Origin of the sequence: Hominimerdicola alba (assembly GCF_900112155.1) — a bacterium.
Lineage (GTDB): Bacteria > Bacillota > Clostridia > Oscillospirales > Ruminococcaceae > Hominimerdicola > Hominimerdicola alba_D.
This window is the reverse complement of sequence record NZ_FOKQ01000097.1, coordinates 1-1,556: the sequence shown is the minus strand read 5'-3', so window position 1 is coordinate 1,556 and position 1,556 is coordinate 1. Positions and strand designations below refer to the sequence as shown.

Annotated in this window: 1 rRNA gene; it reads right to left on the bottom strand. The window is 52.0% G+C overall.

The features are described 5' to 3' along the window. Positions 1 to 17 precede the first annotated feature (17 nt). Positions 18 to 1,526: ribosomal RNA gene (locus BM265_RS19475) — 16S ribosomal RNA — on the bottom strand. Positions 1,527 to 1,556 lie beyond the last annotated feature (30 nt).

Here is a 1,556-nt window from a genome sequence, read left to right as displayed (position 1 = left end):
GCTTCGGTTCTCCATAGAAAGGAGGTGATCCAGCCGCACCTTCCGATACGGCTACCTTGTTACGACTTCACCCCAGTCATCAATCCCACCTTCGACTGCTTCCTCCTTGCGGTTAGAACACAGGCTTCGGGTGTTACCGACTCCCATGGCGTGACGGGCGGTGTGTACAAGGCCCGGGAACGTATTCACCGCGGCATGCTGATCCGCGATTACTAGCAATTCCGACTTCATGTAGGCGGGTTGCAGCCTACAATCCGAACTAAGACTGCTTTTAGGGTTTTGCTCCGTGTCACCACTTTGCTTCCCTCTGTTAACAGCCATTGTAGTACGTGTGTAGCCCAGGTCATAAGGGGCATGATGATTTGACGTCATCCCCACCTTCCTCCGTTTTGTCAACGGCAGTCCTGCTAGAGTGCTCTTGCGTAGCAACTAACAGTAAGGGTTGCGCTCGTTGCGGGACTTAACCCAACATCTCACGACACGAGCTGACGACAACCATGCACCACCTGTCTATACGTCCCCGAAGGGATTTCACATATCTCTATGCTATGCGTACGATGTCAAGACCTGGTAAGGTTCTTCGCGTTGCTTCGAATTAAACCACATACTCCACTGCTTGTGCGGGCCCCCGTCAATTCCTTTGAGTTTCAGCCTTGCGGCCGTACTCCCCAGGTGGATTACTTATTGTGTTAACTGCGGCACGGAAGGGGTCAGTCCCCCCACACCTAGTAATCATCGTTTACGGCGTGGACTACCAGGGTATCTAATCCTGTTTGCTCCCCACGCTTTCGAGCCTCAGCGTCAGTTAAAGCCCAGTAAGCCGCCTTCGCCACTGATGTTCCTCCTAATATCTACGCATTTCACCGCTACACTAGGAATTCCGCTTACCTCTACTTCACTCAAGAACTACAGTTTCAAGTGCAGTTCAGGGGTTAAGCCCCTAAATTTCACACCTGACTTGCAATCCCGCCTACGCTCCCTTTACACCCAGTAATTCCGGACAACGCTCGCTCCCTACGTATTACCGCGGCTGCTGGCACGTAGTTAGCCGGAGCTTCCTCCTTGGGTACCGTCATTATCGTCCCCAAAGACAGAGGTTTACAATCCTAAAACCTTCTTCCCTCACGCGGCATCGCTGCATCAGGCTTTCGCCCATTGTGCAATATTCCCCACTGCTGCCTCCCGTAGGAGTCTGGGCCGTGTCTCAGTCCCAATGTGGCCGTTCAACCTCTCAGTCCGGCTACTGATCGTCGGCTTGGTGAGCCGTTACCTCACCAACTACCTAATCAGACGCGAGCTCATCTTCCGGCAATAAATCTTTGATAACAAAGTCATGCGGCTTCGTTATGTTATGGGGTATTAACAATCGTTTCCAATTGGTATCCCCCACCGAAAGGCAGATTGCTCACGTGTTACTCACCCGTCCGCCACTAGCTAGAGGTGCAAGCACCTTTCGCTCGTTCGACTTGCATGTGTTAAGCGTGCCGCCAGCGTTCGTCCTGAGCCAGGATCAAACTCTTAATAAAGTTGTATCCTAATACTCTCTTCAGAGTAAT